Origin of the sequence: Aquibaculum sediminis (assembly GCF_040712085.1) — a bacterium.
Classification (GTDB): domain Bacteria; phylum Pseudomonadota; class Alphaproteobacteria; order Kiloniellales; family DSM-21159; genus Aquibaculum; species Aquibaculum sediminis.
The window spans coordinates 117,933-131,127 of the sequence record NZ_JBFCVK010000002.1; the positions used below are offsets into that span (position 1 = coordinate 117,933).

The 13,195-nt window shown below is 67.8% G+C and carries 10 protein-coding genes; 2 read left to right on the forward strand and 8 right to left on the reverse strand.

Annotated elements, in window-relative coordinates:
- Positions 1-113: 113 nt before the first annotated feature.
- The 6 genes from ABZ720_RS03230 to ABZ720_RS03255 form a co-directional block, all read right to left on the reverse strand.
- Positions 114-3,308: an efflux RND transporter permease subunit gene (locus ABZ720_RS03230; protein WP_366553760.1), complete on the reverse strand. Its 3,195-nt coding sequence runs from the start codon at positions 3,306-3,308 to the stop codon at positions 114-116.
- Positions 3,305-4,408 carry an efflux RND transporter periplasmic adaptor subunit gene (locus ABZ720_RS03235; RefSeq protein ID WP_366553762.1) on the reverse strand — a complete coding sequence of 368 codons (1,104 nt, stop codon included), beginning with the start codon at positions 4,406-4,408 and terminating at the stop codon, positions 3,305-3,307. Before ABZ720_RS03235 ends, ABZ720_RS03230 begins: the two co-directional genes overlap by 4 nt.
- A gap of 28 nt (positions 4,409-4,436) precedes the next feature.
- On the reverse strand, positions 4,437-4,991 hold the full coding sequence (locus tag ABZ720_RS03240; RefSeq protein ID WP_366553764.1) for a PadR family transcriptional regulator: 555 nt from the start codon (positions 4,989-4,991) through the stop codon (positions 4,437-4,439).
- A 157-nt stretch (positions 4,992-5,148) separates the two neighbouring features.
- Positions 5,149-5,940: a slipin family protein gene (locus ABZ720_RS03245; protein ID WP_366553766.1), complete on the reverse strand. Its 792-nt coding sequence runs from the start codon at positions 5,938-5,940 to the stop codon at positions 5,149-5,151.
- Between the two features lie 5 nt (positions 5,941-5,945).
- On the reverse strand, positions 5,946-7,409 hold the full coding sequence (locus tag ABZ720_RS03250; RefSeq protein WP_366553768.1) for an NfeD family protein: 1,464 nt from the start codon (positions 7,407-7,409) through the stop codon (positions 5,946-5,948).
- A 66-nt stretch (positions 7,410-7,475) separates the two neighbouring features.
- Positions 7,476-8,801 (reverse strand): MFS transporter, encoded by a 1,326-nt coding sequence (locus tag ABZ720_RS03255; protein WP_366553770.1) that lies wholly within the window; start codon positions 8,799-8,801, stop codon positions 7,476-7,478.
- Between the two features lie 158 nt (positions 8,802-8,959).
- On the opposite strand from ABZ720_RS03255, the gene ABZ720_RS03260 reads away from it, so the two are divergent.
- Both ABZ720_RS03260 and ABZ720_RS03265 read left to right on the forward strand, forming a co-directional pair.
- Positions 8,960-9,970 carry a YheT family hydrolase gene (locus tag ABZ720_RS03260; RefSeq protein ID WP_366553772.1) on the forward strand — a complete coding sequence of 337 codons (1,011 nt, stop codon included), beginning with the start codon at positions 8,960-8,962 and terminating at the stop codon, positions 9,968-9,970.
- A 71-nt stretch (positions 9,971-10,041) separates the two neighbouring features.
- Complete coding sequence (locus tag ABZ720_RS03265; RefSeq protein WP_366553774.1) at positions 10,042-11,340, forward strand: class I SAM-dependent RNA methyltransferase; 1,299 nt, start codon at positions 10,042-10,044, stop codon at positions 11,338-11,340.
- Here ABZ720_RS03265 and ABZ720_RS17470 read toward each other — a convergent pair.
- Positions 11,337-12,470, reverse strand: a complete 1,134-nt coding sequence (locus ABZ720_RS17470) for a sulfotransferase family protein (RefSeq protein WP_438264076.1) — start codon at positions 12,468-12,470, stop codon at positions 11,337-11,339. The genes ABZ720_RS03265 and ABZ720_RS17470 overlap by 4 nt on opposite strands.
- Positions 12,467-13,189: a hypothetical protein gene (locus ABZ720_RS03280; RefSeq protein ID WP_366553776.1), complete on the reverse strand. Its 723-nt coding sequence runs from the start codon at positions 13,187-13,189 to the stop codon at positions 12,467-12,469. The genes ABZ720_RS17470 and ABZ720_RS03280 overlap by 4 nt, the downstream gene beginning before the upstream one ends.
- Between the last annotated feature and the right edge of the window lie 6 nt (positions 13,190-13,195).

Consider the following 13,195-nt stretch of genomic DNA (forward strand, 5'->3'; position numbering starts at 1 on the left):
ACGAGACCGGATCGCATTTAATCTGAACCACTCTTGGATCAGATTAAATGCGTGAATCCGCTCTCCATCAAAGAGATAGAGCCATGCACGCGGCGCAAGCGCGCAGGAAGCGGCTACTCCGCCGCCCGGCGCAACTGTGCCACGCCACCGGGCGGGTGTTCCTGCTTGCGCGACCGCCGCCGGGCGCGCCACGCCTGGACGTTGGCCCGGAACATCAGGGCGCAGGGCGTGAAGATCAGCGTCAGCAGCGTGGAGAAGGCGAGCCCGAAGGCGATCGCGGTGGCAAGCTGCTGCCACCACTGGGTCGAGGGCGCGCCGAACTGCACGCTGCGGCCAAAGAAGTCGATGTTGACCCCCAGCACCATGGGCATGAGGCCCAGGATGGTGGTGATGGTGGTCAGCAGCACCGGCCGCAGGCGCTGTGCCCCGGTGCGCAGGATCGCCTGCCGGGGCTCGGCTGTCTCCTGCTTCAGGCGGTCGAAGGTGTCGATCAGCACGATGTTGTTGTTCACCACGATGCCGGCCAGCGCGATCACACCGATGCCGCTCATCACGATGCCGAAGGGCTGGCCGGTGATCAGCAGGCCCAGCATCACGCCGATGGTGGACATGATGACGGCGGAGAGAATCAGCCCGGCGCTGTAGAAGGAGTTGAACTGGGTGACCAGGATGATGGCCATGAGGAAGAGCGCCACCAGGAAGGCCTTGCTGAGGAATTCGCCGGCGGCGCGCTGCTCCTCGTCCTCGCCGCGGAAGGTCACGCTGACCATTGGATCGAGCTCTGTGCCGGAGAGCGCGGCACGCAGTTCCTGCACCTTGTCGTCGGCCAGGATGCCCGGCGCCACGTCGCTGCGGATGGTCATGGCGCGGTTGCCGTCGACCCGGCGCAGCAGGGAGGTCTTGGGCTCCGGGCGCAGGGTGATGAAGTTGGCAATGGGCACCAGGCCGTTCTCGGTCTGCAGGCGGATGCGGTTCAGGTGGCTGGTGTTGCGATAGGCCTCGGGCAGGCGCACGACGATGTCGATTTCCTCGTCGGCCCGGTCCGGCCGGTAATTGCCGATCTCCAGCCCCCGGGTGGCCATCTGGACGTAGGAGCCGACGAGCTGCACGTCGGCGTCGAACTTGGCCGCCTGGGCACGGTCGACCCGCATCTCCCACTCGATGCCCGGCACCGGCCGCCCATCCTCCAGGTCGATAAAGCCGCCCAGGTCCGCCATCACCTCCAGGATGCGATCGATGGTGGGTTCGATGCGTGCCGGGTCGGAGGAGGCCACCTGGATCTGAATCGGCTTGCCCACCGGCGGGCCCGATTCCTGCTCGCGCAGCTCGATGGAGATGCCGGCCAGGTGCGCGCTGCGCTCGCGGATCTCCGCCAGGATCTCCTCGGACCCGCGCCGCGCGAACCAGTCGACGAACTCGAGCTGGATCGTGCCCACAAGATCTTCCGGCTCCTCGTCGTTGGTCTGTCCCGAACTGGCGACGGAGCGGGCATAGATGGAATGAAACTCGCCGTGCTCGGCCTGAAGGTCGAGCACCTGCTGTTCCACCTCGCGCAGCAGCGCGTCGCGCTCGTGGATCGAGAGGTTGCCGCGGCCGTGAACCCAGAGCGAGACGTTCTCCGGCTCGACGCTGGGGAAGAACTCCACACCGCGCCCGAAGGTGGCGTAGGTGAACTGCACGGCGACCAGCATCGCCACGGCGGTCAGCAGGATCTTGCCGGGATGGCGCAATGTGGCGCGCAGCACCCGCACGTAGGCTCCGGTGATGCCCCCCAGGCGGGAGAGGTCGCCGCTTTCGCCCGCCGCCAGTGCGCGCATGCGCCCGGCCTCCACCGGGGCGCCCGACTTGCCGATCAGCGAACCCAGGGTCGGCACGAAAATGAGCGCCATCACCAGCGAGGCCGTCAGCGTCGCCAGCAGGGTGATGGGCAGGAACTTCATGAACTCGCCCACCAGGCCCGGCCAGAACAGCAGCGGGAGGAAGGCGGCCAGGGTGGTGGCGGTGGCGGCAATGATCGGCCAGGCCATGCGCTTGGCGGCGAGCGCATAGGCTTCGCGCCGCGGCAGGCCCTCGACCAGCTTGCGGTCGGCATACTCGGTCACCACGATGGCGCCGTCCACCAGCATGCCCACGGCGAGGATCAGGCTGAAGAGCACCACGATGTTGACCGTCAGTCCGGCGACCGCCAGCACCAGGATGCCGGTGAGGAAGGAGCCGGGGATGGCCACGCCCACCAGCCCGGCCGAGCGCAGCCCCAATGCGGCCACCACCACGACCATCACCAGGATGATCGCGCTCAGCACGTTGTTCTGCAGATCGCTCAACATGGTGGCGATGTGGGTGGACTTGTCCTGGCTGTAGCTGACTTCGAGCCCCGGCGGCCAGCTGGCGCGCTCCTGCTCGATCAGGGCCTTCACCGCCTCGATGGTCTCGATGATGTTGGTGCCGGTGCGCTTGGAGATCTCGAGCGCCAGGGCGGGCTTGCCATTGACCCGGGCGAAGTCCACAGGATCCTTGAAGGTGGCGTTCAGGTGGCCGATGTCGCGAAAGCGGATCACCGCATCGCCCTCGGTCTTCACCGGCATGTTGAGGATGTCGTCCACATCCTCGAAGAGTCCCGGCACGGTGACGGGGAAGCGTCCGCGGCCCGTGTCCATTTCCCCGGCGGCGACGACGCGGTTGTTGCGGCTGACCGATTCCAGAATCGCCGGCGCGTTGAGCCCGTAGCCTTCCAGCAGCAGCGGGTCGACGATCAGCTCCACCAACTCCTCGCGGTCGCCGCCGATCTCCGCCTCCAGCACGGGGGGGATGGTTTCGATCTTGTCGCGCAGGTCACGGGCGATGCGCAGCAGGCTGCGTTCCGGTACTTCGCCGCCCAGGGTGACCACCAGGACCGGGAAGAGACTGAGATTGACCTCATGCACCCGCGGTTCGTCGGCATCGCCGGGCAGCTCAGCCTTGGCGATGTCCACCTTCTCGCGCACATCGGCGAGCGCCGTGGTCACGTTGAAGCCGGCCTCGAACTCCAGCAGCACCATGCCGCCGCCGAGATAGGCGGTGGAGCGCATCTCCTTCTTGCCCTCGATGGCGGTCAGTTCCTGCTCCATCGGGCGGATCAGGAGACGCTCGGCATCCTCGGGCGAGATGCCCGACTGGCTGAGGGAGACGTAGACGATGGGAATGTTGACGTCGGGCTCTGCCTCCTTTGGGATGCTCAGGTAGGCATAGGTTCCGGCGATCAGAAGCAGCGTCAGCGTCGCCAGCACGGTGCGGGCATGGCTGAGCGCGGCATCGATCAGGCTGTTCATGAGCCCGCTCCGGGCTGCCCGGCTGCCACCTCGGCCTCGTCCACGGGCGTGACCCTCTGGCCTGCCAGCACGTATTCCTGACCCACGGTGATCAGGGTCACCTCGTCCGGCAGGCCCGCGACCCAGACCCCCTCGGGCCGCTGCTCGATGATGGTGACGGGGTGGAAGACGACGCGGTCCTCCTCGTCCACGGCGCGCACGCCGACCGTCCCGTCATCAGCCAGCACCAGGATGGCCGGGGACACCAGATGGGCCGGCACGACCTCCAGCGGCAGGCGCAGTTCGGCAGTCACGCCCGCCGGAAAGACATTGCTCGGGTTGGGGATGGCCAGTTCCACCCGGAAGGTGCGGGTTGCCTCTTCAGCGGTGCGGGCGATGTAGCGCAGCCGACCCTCGGCCTCCCGGCCGTCGGCCAGGCGGGCCGTGCCCCGGTCTCCCACCGAGAGATCGCCTATGTCGCGTTCATTGACCATCGCGACCACAAGGAGCGGATCGAGATCGACCAGACGGGCGACGGTATCACCCTCGCGCAGGAAATCGCCCAGCTCGGCTGAGCGTTCCTCCAGCACACCGGCAAAGGGGGCGCGAACCTCGAGCTGTTCCAGGGCCACTTCCGCCCGGCGCAGCGCTGCGCGCGCCTGTTGCATCTCCGCCCGCGCGGCGGCGTGCTGGGTTTCGGCGGTGTGGCCGCGCTGGAGGAGGCGATCGGCGGCGTTGAATTCCAGCTCACGCGAAGTCAGGCGGGCGCGGGCCTCCTCGACCGCCGCGCTGCGGTCGCGGTCGGCGAGGCGTGCGATCAACGCGCCTTCCTCCAGAACGTCGCCCTTCTTCCCGGGCAGTTTGACGACCGCACCCGACTGTTCAGCGCGGATCTCCACCTCGCGCGTCATCTCGGTGCGCCCGTTGATTATCAGCTCGAGGGTGTGGGGCTCGGCCTGCTGTTGGCGTACGCGTACGTCCGGCCGCCGCTCGCTTCGGTCGAGCGCGGCGGGAGCCTTTTGCATGTCGGGTCCGTCGTCCTGACTCAGCAGCGGACCGGAGACCACCCAGAGGGTGGCGCCGACGGCGATCAGGATGGCAAGAAGAAGAGAGCGATTCATCTGTGGTCTCTTTAAGCCGCGTTCGGTGCTATTCGGCGGCGCGCTTGCTGCTGGGCGCAGAGGCTGCGTTCAGGTCCTGGGCCAGCTTGGAGCGGTTGCGACGGAGGTAGTCGAGACAGCCACAGTAATGGGTCCGGCCCAGGCCATGCAAAAAGACGGCACAGGGCGAGTCCGTGCTGGGTTCGCAGGCCTCTACCTGGGCCAGCTTCGCTTCGAGATCCGTGATCCGGGCATCGATCATTTCCAGAACCAGGTCGGGCGGCAGCAGGTCGCCGTGCAAGAGCGTGAAGAGAAAGTCCGAGCGGAGACGGTCGGGCGTGGGCGCTTGGCCAAGCGCCGCCAGCAGCCGGTCGCGACCTTCGGCGGTCAGTTCATGGATGCGCTTGGCCGGGCGCCCGGTCGGGGTGCAGTCCGTCGCGGCGACGGCCCCTTCCTCGCTCAGCCGCTGCAGCGCCGGGTAGATCGAGCCGAAGCCGGTGTCCTGAAACAGGCAATAGGGCGGCTGCTCCAGGGTCTTCTTGATCTCGTAGCCGCTGGCCGGCCCGCGAGAGAGGACGGCAAGGCACAGGGTTTTGGTGTCCATCGGGCGGGTCTCCTGAGGCAACTCTATGAGGCGCAGCAGTCCTTCAGGGACGCGCTTACCTCGGCCCGATATATATCAGATCGATATAATATTCGAGTGCGGACTTACCCCTATTTCTGCAACATTCCTGCGACGCAGATGGCCAAACGCAGGATTCTTACCCGCCGGTTCCGCCAGGCTTACCAGCACCGGCGCCCAGGTGCTGAACCAGACCCATCAAGTCGCCCGGGAGCGGGAAGACGATGGTGTTGGTTCGCTCACTGGCGATGTCATAGAGCGTGGAGAAGTACCGCAGCGTCATGGCCTCCGGCCGACCGCCAAGGATCTCCGCGGCCTCCAGCAGCTTGGCTGCCGCCTGCTGCTCGCCCTCGGCGTCGATGATGCGCGCGCGACGATTACGCTCCGCCTCGGCCTGGCGGGCGATGGCCCGGACCATGGATTCGTCGATGTCCACGTGCTTGATCTCGACATTGGCGACCTTGATGCCCCAGGCGTCGGTCTGGGAATCCAGGATCTGCTGGATGTCGTCGTTGAGCTTGTCCCGTTCGGCCAGCATCTCGTCGAGCTCGTGCTTGCCGAGCACGGAGCGGAGCGTGGTTTGTGCCAGCTCGCTGGTGGCCTGGAGGAAATTCTCCACCTGGATGGTGGCACGGTCCGGCGCGATCACCCGGGCGTAGATCACCGCGTTGACCTTCACCGAGACGTTGTCGTGGCTGATCACGTCCTGGCTCGGCACGTCGAGCACCACGGTGCGCATGTCCACGCGCACCATCTGCTGGATGTAGGGGATCAGCAGGATCAGGCCGGGGCCTTTCACGCCGGTGAAACGGCCCAGGGTGAAGACCACCGCGCGCTCGTACTCCCGCAGGATCTTGATTGCTGCCGAAAGAAAGAAGATCAGCAGGAAGAGCAACGCGACATAGGTTATGAGGTCGAAGGGCAAGTCCATGGTCTCTACTCCCCTTTGCGGGTGTCGGGTTCAACGGTCAGGATCAGGCCGTCCAGGGCGGTGACCCGTATCTTCTGTCCGGGTGTCAGCGGCGCCGAAGCGCGCGCCTGCCAGATCTCACCGTGGACATGCACGCGTCCGCGCGTGTTCTTCCAGCGGCGCACCTCGCCACTGCTCCCGATCAGCTCCTCGCGGCCGGAAACCACCGGTCGGCGGAAGGAGCGGGCGGCCAGGCGCAGCACGACCGCGAGCAGCAGCAGCGACAGGCCGGTCATGGCGCCGATGGTCCAGTAGGAGATCTCGAAGCCCGGCACATCGGCGCTGTCGAACAGCATCGCCGCACCCAGGGCGAAGGCAACCGCCCCGCCGATGCCGAGTACGCCGAAGGAGGGCACGAAGGCCTCCGCGGTCATCAGCGCCACGCCCAGGAGCAGCAGCCCGAGCCCGGCAAAGTCGATCGGCAGGATGGTGAGCGAGAAGAGCCCCAGCAGGAGACTGATCGCCCCGATGGTCCCGGGATAGAGCGCGCCGGGATTGGAGAATTCGAAGATCAGGCCGTAGATGCCGATCATCATCAGCACCAGCGCCAGGTTGGGATTGCTGATGATCGCCAGCAACTGCGCGCGCCAGTCGGGCGCCTGCTCCTCGATCGTCATGTTGCTGGTGGAAAGCGTCAGGGTTTCGCCGCGCTCCATGACCACGCTGTGCCCATCGAGTTGGTCCAGCAGGTCGGCGGTGTCCTCGGCGATCAGATCGACGACATTCTCGGCCAGCGCTTCCGCGGATGGTAGGCTGGCGGCTTCGCGCACCGCCTTTTCCGCCCACTCGGCGTTGCGGCCGTGCAGTTCGGCCAGGCCCCGGATGTAGGCCACGGCATCCTCGACCATCTTGGCCGACATGGCGTCGGTTGCGCCCTCGCTCGAGCCTTCCTCCGCCTCCTCCTCCTCGGGTGACTCTGCTTCGGGCTCCGTGCTTTCCCCATCGCTTTGCAGCGCCACGCTCGCGCCCACGCGCACCGGTGTGGCCGCGCCCAGGGTCGTTCCGGGGGCCATGGCGGCGACGTGGCTGGCATAGAGCAGGTAGGTGCCGGCGCTCGCCGCTCGCGCGCCACGCGGCCAGACCCAGGTGGCCACGGGCACCGGCGAGGCCAGGATCTCCCGGATCATCTGTCGCATGGAACTGTCGAGCCCGCCGGGCGTGTCCAGCCGCAGGATGACGAGGTCATGCCCCTCGTCGCGGGCGTCGGCGAGGCTGCGCGACAGATAGTCGGCACTGGCCGGGCCGATCGCCCCCTCCCAGGTCAGCATGAGCGCGCTGGTGGGGCGGCTCGTGTCGGTTGTTTCCGATTCCTGACCGACCCCTGGAAGCGCCGGCAACAGGAGAGCCAGCAGAAGCAGCAGTGACCAAAGCATCACCAGCGGAGCGCGCGGGCCCCGCTTTCCAAGCCTTACCGGTCGATCCCGCTGCATGCAGGACTCCTTCCGCTCTGCTGTCTCAGGGCACCCCTTGAAAGATTTTGCTTATACTGGCCGCGATCAAGCTGATTCTCCCCGACGGCTGGGTTCGCGCACGCCCCAGAGCAGCGCAAAGCCCAGGATCAGGAACAGCATGATGGAAGCCATGCCCGCGCGCTGGCTCTCGAAGAACCCGGTGGTGAAGGCCAGCACGGCGGGGCCGAGGAAGGCAATGGCCTTGCCGGACAGGGCATAGAGCCCGAACATTTCCCCTTCCAGGCCCTGCGGTGCGAGCTGTGCCATCATGGCCCGGCTGGCGGCTTGCACCGGGCCGAAGAAGATCCCCAGCATCAGGCCGAAGACCCAGAACCAGAACACCGATTGCAGCAACACCAGCACGATGCCGATCAGCATCATCCCGACAAGGGAGATCTGGATGGTCCGCTTGCTGCCGATCATGTCGATGATCCAGGCGAAGGCGAAGGCGCCGAGACCGGCGGTGATATTAAGCCCGATGCCGAAGAGCACGATCTGGTCGAAGCCCATGCCGAAGGTGCCGGCGGCATAGATGGCGCCGAAGGCAAAGACGGTGTTCAGCCCGTCGTTATAGAGCATGCGCGCGAGCAGGAAGCGGGCGACGTTGCGATAGCGCGGGAGGTTGCGCGCGGTTTGCAGCAGCTGCCGCAGTCCGCGCCGCACGGCCTGGCTCAGGGGCACGCCCGTGGATTTGCGGTCGGGCACGAAGAAGAACAGCGGCAGGCCGAAGAGGAACCACCAGCCTGCGACCACCAGCGCGGAGACGCGCACGTGTTCCGATGTCTCCCGGTCGAGCCCGAAAAGCGGCTGCTCCGGCTGGACGAAAAGCAGCAGGATCAGCACCAGCGAAGCCAGCCCGCCGGCGTAGCCTGCCGACCAGCCCCAGCCGGACAACCGTCCCAGGCGCCCGGGCGGGGCCACGTCCGGCAGCATGGCGTTGTAGAAGATCAGGGAAAACTCGTATGTCGCCGAGCCCAGCGCGAAGAACACGAGCGCCCAGAGGACGTAGTCGTTGGAGGGCTGCGTGAACCACAGCATGGCGCAGGCGGCCATGCACAGGCCGGAGAAGCCGGCAAGCCAGGGCTTGCGCCGGCCGCCCTGGTCGGCCACGGCGCCGAAGATCGGGCTCAGCAGGATGATGAAGAGCCCGGCGACCGAGAGCGCATAGCCCCACTGCGCCGTGCCCTCCACCTCGTTGACGGCTACCACCTGGGTGAAGAATGTGGCGAAGATGAAGGTCTCGATGATGGTGGGATAGCCTTGATTGGCCCAGTCGTAGAGGCACCAGGCCGCCTGCGCGCGTCGGCTGGTGGGCGGGCGCTGTTGCGCCTGGGGTGCCTCGCTTGATGCTACTTCGCCTGACTGGGCCATCTGCCATCCCTTGGTGGTGTTGCCCGCTGAGCTATAGCAGACCCCTGGCGCTGCGGGCCAAGCCTTCCGCTCTGCTGCTGCACATCGGCTCGAAGCGCAGCCGCGTCACGCCTATCTAGCGGAGGGGCAGCGAAACACGAGCGAGAGGTGAAGACCATATGCCAGCGATCCCGGACTTTCCGCGCTTCCGACCGCGCGCGCCCTGGTGGGGCGGGGATCTTCAGACCCTGCGCAACACGCTGGTTCGCTGTGCGCCGAGTCTGGAGCGCTGGCAGGGCGAACCCCTGCGGGTTGCGCTGTCCAACGGTGACCAGCTCTTCGCCACCCGCCATCGTCCCGAGCGCGCCGAGGCGCGGCCCACCGTGGTGCTGATCCACGGGCTGACCGGAAGCGAGGACTCGACCTATATCCGCGCTTCGGCCGCTTACTTCCTGGAGCGCGGTTGGCCGGTCATCCGTTTGAACCTGCGGGGTGCCGGCCCGTCCGGGCCCTATTGCCGCAGCGCCTACCACGCCGGGCGCAGCGAAGACTTGCGTGCCTTCCTGGCCGGACTTGCGCAGCAGGACCCGCAGATCCGCCGCCACGGCGCGCTGCCGCTCGGCTACTCGCTCGGGGCCAACATGCTGCTCAAGTTCCTGGCCGAGCGGGATTTTCCCGTACCGCTGCCTGGTGCCGTAGCGGTTTCCGCTCCCATCGATCTCGAAGCGGCATCGCGGGCGATTGCCCGGCCGCGCAACGCACTCTATCAGCGTTATCTTCTCGCCTGCCTGCGCGCCGAGTTCCGCCGCTGGCCGCTCGACTTGAGCGTGGAGGAGCGTCGGGAGGTGCTGTCCGCGCGCACGCTGCTGGCGTTCGACGAGGTCTGGACCGCCCGGCGCAACGGCTTCGCCGGCGCGCTCGACTACTACCGCCGCAGTTCCGCCGCGCCGCTGCTCCCGAAGATCCAGGTTCCCACGCTCCTGCTGCACGCGGCCGATGATCCCTGGATTCCGGCCGCGCCGCATTTGCAGGCGGCAGAGAACGCCTCACCACTGCAGGTGCTGGTCGCGCCCTCGGGCGGGCATGTGGGCTTTCACGCCGCCGATGATCCGCGGCCCTGGCACGACCGTTGCGCCGAGCGCTTCTTCCGCCAGCTTGCCGCCGGGGACGGCGTGGCGGCCGCGTCGTGACGGCGCCCGGGAAGCTGCTATAACAGGCGGCCCGGGGCGGGGCCCCGGACTTCAAGCAGCAGGAGCAAGGCATGCGCAGACGCGCGCGCAAGGGCGGTGGACGGCAGGTCGAACTGACCGTGACGGCAATCGGCAGCCGCGGCGACGGCATTGCCTTTGTCGATGAGAAGCCGGTCTTCATCCCGCTGACCGTGCCCGGCGATCGGCTGCGCGTGCGCCTGGAGGCGGAGAAGGGCGGCGGCTTTCGCGCCGAGCCGCTGGAACTGCTGGAGGAGGGGCCCAATCGCAGCGATCCGCCCTGTCCCCACTTCGGGGTCTGCGGGGGCTGCCAGCTCCAGCACCTGGACGAGAGCGCCTACCGCGACTGGAAGGCGGCGCGGATGCCCGAAGCGCTCGAGCGGCAAGGGGTGACGGCGGGCGAACTGCGCGAGCCTATCTACATCCCGGCCGGCAGCCGTCGACGCGCGGCCTTCGCGCTCCGCCGTCATGCCGGCGGCCTCGACCTGGGATTTCACCGCCGGCAGAGCGGCGCGGTGGTGGACCTCCAGACCTGCCTCCTGCTGACTCCCGAGCTCTTTGCCCTGGCCGCACCCCTGCGCGCGGCGCTGGAGCCGCTGCTGCCGCAGGGGATGCGTGGCGATGTCATCCTGCTCCAGGCCGAGAACGGGTTCGACCTGCTGCTGATCACTCCGGAGCCGCCGGACCTGGCCGCGCGCGAGGCGCTGAGTGCCTTTGCAGCCGAGCAGCAGGTGGTGCGCGTGAGTTGGGCTGCGGATGGCAAGATGGCGCCGGAGCCGATTGTCGAGCGCTCGGCGCCGCTGCTGACCTTCGGGCAGACCCCGGTCTCACCGCCGCCGGGCGGCTTCGTGCAACCGTCACGGCCCGGCGAGGCAACTTTGGTGGCGGCGGTGCTGGAGGCTCTGCCGGCCGATGCCAAGCGCGTGGCAGATCTCTTTGCCGGCTGCGGCAGCTTCACCTTCCCCCTGGCGCAGCACGCGACGGTTACGGCGGTCGAGGGCGATGCCGCCGCCTTGGCTGCACTCTGGACTGCGGCGCGGCGCGGCGGCCTGGCCGGCCCGGTGATGGTGGAGCAGCGCGATCTGGTGCGCCAGCCGCTGCGTGCCGAGGAGTTGGCGGCGGTGGATGCCGTGGTTTTCGATCCGCCGCAGCAGGGGGCTAAGGAACAGGCCCAAGAACTGGCGGCAAGCCCGGTCCCCAGGGTCATTGCGGTTTCCTGCAACCCGGTGAGCTTTGCCCGCGACGCCCGCAGCCTGGTGGAGGGCGGCTACCGGCTCGACTGGGTCCAGCCGGTCGACCAGTTCCCCTGGGCGGCGCACCTGGAACTGGTCGCCAGTTTCAGCCGTAGCTAGCCAACCCGGCTTTCCGCGTCCCGGTAGCCGAAACGCGCGGCCGTATCGGCGGTCAGTCGCTCGATGGTCGCCACCTGCTCGGGTGTGAAGTCGGGGCGGTAGTAGCTGGGATGCTGGATGCGTTCGGCCGCCTGGGCGGGCAGGCCTTCGGGCGACAAGTGGCAGTGATCCAGGATGCGCCCCATGGTGCCGGCGGGATCGGCGCAGAGGTCCTCGTAGCGCAGCACCAGCGTTGCTGCGCGCAGATCCGGCTCCTCCTCCAGCCGTTCGGCCAGGTGGTCGTAGATCAGCGACCAATAGTGCGCCCAGCCCTCGACCTCGTGGCCCGCGTCCCAGAGGGCGGAAACTTCTGCCACGCGGGGGTCGCCGGTGTTGATCGGCCGACGGTCCAGGCCGAACTCGAAGTGGCCGCTGCGGCGCATGTGACGCAGCACCCGCGGATTGCGTTCCTCCTCGGCGCAGAAGAGGCGGTGCTGCTTCATCAGGGAGGCGATGTGCCAGAGCGGCGCGCGGATCGGCACCACGAAGCGCGCGTCGGGAAACAGCCGCAGCAGATAGCCCAGGCGGGTGATGTTGTAGTTGCCCTTGGCCAGGTAGCGCTCGCCGCCACGCAGCAGCAGCAGCTTGCGCAGGTGGTCGCGGTAGAAGGTCTCGAAGTCCGGGTTCTCGTCGCCGGCGCGCAGCACATTGGTCTGTCGGGGGTCGTGGACCTGCGGGAAGAAGGCGCTCCAGAGCGGCTCCTCGAAGGCCTCCGGGCTTTCCGCGGTGACCGCGATGCCGTCCTGGTGGGCGCGCTCGCGGGCCGGGGCGCCGTCCTTGCCGCCGGCGCGATCCACGAACCAGTTCCAGGCCCAGGGGAGCGCGAGCAGGGGGAAGTCCCGGTAGCGGTGGGTGGCTACCGCGGGGTGCCGCGCCAGCAGTTCCAGCAGGATCGTGCTGCCTGAGCGCGCCAGACCGGTGACGTAGAGCGGGCGCTCGATCCGCACCGCCTCCAGGCGTTCGCGCAGCATGCGGCTTTCCCAGTCGCCCAGGCCCAGCCAGAGCCGCGGGCGGGCCTCGACCAGGCCGCCGAGGCGGTCCTGCCAGGCCGGCACGTGCAGGCCGGCGTCGGCTTTTGTCTCTCGGCTCATTCGATCCGTCGCACGTACTTCAAGAGGAAGGCGAACAGCATCAAGGCTGCGAAGAACGCGGGCTCCCAGCCCCGCAACCACTGCGGGCCGAAGGACAACACTTCCAGCCGCGGCAGGCTGAGGGTGATGCGCTCCACCGGGGCATCGTCGGGCAGGTAGCCCGCCGGATTGCCCAGCAGCAGGTTCCAGTAGCGGCGCTTGTGCAGCAGCGGCACCGGCGCCTCCAGCGCCACCCGCGTCACCTCCTCCCCGGCGGGGTCGAGGATGACGGCGCTCGGCGGTGGTGCCACGGCCTGATCCAGCCGCCCTTCATAGCCGTCCCGTGGCACGGAAACCTCCACGGGTTCCGCGGCCGCCGGGTAGCGGTGGCCATAGCTGGCATCCAGCCAAACGATGACTGCCAGCAACGGCAGGGAGGCGGCGAGCGTGGCCGGGAGCACCAGGCCGATGCGCTTGAAGGCCAGGCCCAGCACCCGGCCGATCAGCGGCCATGCCTGCTCGAATTCGCCGTCGAAGGCATTGAGCCTTTGCTGTGCCGCGCGGAACTCCAGCTTGATCGCCGAGATGCGTTTTTGCGGCGAGAGCAGCCGGTAGAGCTCCATTGCCAGAACTGCGGCCAGCACGGCCCAGAGCAGCAGCCGCAGCAGGGGCGGCAGGAAGCCCAGGACCGTCTGGTCGATCCAGTCGAACAGAGGGTGCGGAAGATTGAGCAGCCCCATCGATCA